This is a genomic window from Streptomyces sp. WELS2 (genome assembly GCF_013870595.1).
Taxonomy (GTDB): domain Bacteria; phylum Actinomycetota; class Actinomycetes; order Streptomycetales; family Streptomycetaceae; genus Streptomyces.
Genome location: NZ_JACBWZ010001112.1, coordinates 1 through 1738, shown reverse-complemented (window position 1 = coordinate 1738; position 1738 = coordinate 1). Strand labels below are relative to the sequence as shown.

At 68.7% G+C, this 1738-nt stretch carries 2 protein-coding genes; both read right to left on the bottom strand.

The features are described from left to right. On the bottom strand, positions 1-1429 hold a 1429-nt coding region (gene ffh / locus H5J33_RS34155; protein WP_181798543.1), incomplete at its 3' end, for a signal recognition particle protein. Between the two features lie 84 nt (positions 1430-1513). Beyond that, positions 1514-1738: ACT domain-containing protein (locus H5J33_RS34150; RefSeq protein ID WP_181798542.1), on the bottom strand; the 225-nt coding region annotated here is incomplete at its 5' end.

Sequence of the window (1738 nt, the reverse complement as noted above, 5' to 3'; positions counted from 1 at the left end):
GCTGCTTGCGCTTCATCGGGTTGCCGGAGCGCTGCTTGCCCTTGGCCTTCTTCTGCTGCTTCTTCTGCCGGCCGGGGCCGCCGCCCATGCCCGGGATCCCCGGCATGCCCGGCATGCCGCCGCCCTGGGCCATGCGGGACATCATCTTGCGGGCCTCGAAGAACCGCTCGACCAGGCCCTTGACCGCGCTGACGTCGACACCGGAACCCTTGGCGATACGGGCCCGGCGGGAGCCGTTGATGATCGTCGGGTCCTGGCGCTCGGCCGGGGTCATGGACTTGATGATCGCGGCGGTGCGGTCGACGTCCCGCTCGTCCAGGTTGGCGATCTGGTCCTTGATCTGGCCCATGCCCGGGAGCATGCCGAGCAGCTTGCTGATGCTGCCCATCTTCCTGACCTGCTCCATCTGGGACAGGAAGTCGTCCAGGGTGAAGTCCTGGCCCTTCTTGGACGCCAGCTTGGAGGCCATCTTGGCGGCCTCTTCCTGGCTGAAGGTCTTCTCCGCCTGCTCGATCAGGGTGAGCAGGTCACCCATGTCGAGGATGCGGGAGGCCATCCGGTCCGGGTGGAAGGCGTCGAAGTCGTCCAGCTTCTCGCCGTTCGACGCGAACATGATCGGCTTGCCGGTGATCTGCCGGATGGACAGCGCGGCACCACCGCGGGCGTCGCCGTCGAGCTTGGAGAGCACCACGCCGTCGAAGCCGACGCCGTCGCGGAAGGCCTCGGCCGTGTTGACGGCGTCCTGACCGATCATCGCGTCGACGACGAACAGGATCTCGTCGGGGCCGACCGCGTCCCGGATGTCGGCGGCCTGCTGCATCATCTCGGCGTCGATGCCGAGGCGGCCGGCGGTGTCCACGATCACGATGTCGTGGACCTTGGACTTCGCGAACTCGATGGAGTCCTTGGCGACCTTGACCGGGTCGCCGACGCCGTTGCCCGGCTCCGGCGCGTACACCGCGACGCCGGCGCGCTCGGCGACGACGCTCAGCTGGTTCACGGCGTTGGGGCGCTGGAGGTCACAGGCGACCAGCAGCGGGGAGTGGCCCTGCTCCTTGAGCCACCGGCCGAGCTTGCCCGCGAGGGTGGTCTTACCGGCACCCTGGAGACCCGCCAGCATGATGACGGTGGGCGGCTGCTTGGCGAAGCGGAGGCGGCGGGTCTCGCCGCCGAGGATCTCCACCAGCTCGTCGTTGACGATCTTGATGAACTGCTGCGCCGGGTTGAGCGCCTTGGAGATCTCGACCCCGAGCGCGCGCTCCTTGACCTTCTTGACGAACGAGCGGACGACAGGGAGGGCCACGTCGGCTTCGAGGAGCGCGATGCGGATCTCACGTGCCGTGGCGTCGATGTCCGCCTCGCTGAGCCTGCCCTTGCCCCGGAGGGACTTGAAGGTGGCTGAGAGGCGGTCGGAGAGAGTATCGAACACGGCGGCGTCGGTCCTCAGAGTCGGAAGCTGGGTCGCCCTCAAGAGTATCTGGCTCCGCAAGCGGATCGGCCCTGGCCGGGAAGGTCAGGCCCGCAACGTCTCCTCCAGCACCCGTGCCAGTGACCCCGCGTCGTCCGCCGGCAGCGGCGCCCCGGTGCCCGTGGTGACGTAGAAAGCGTCCACGGCGTTCGCGCCCAGTGTCGACACGTGCATGCTCCGCACCCGTACGCCCGCCTTCTCCAGGGCCGTGCCGATGCGGTGGAGCAGGCCGGGCGCGTCCTGGGCGCGGACCTCGATCACCGTGGCGTG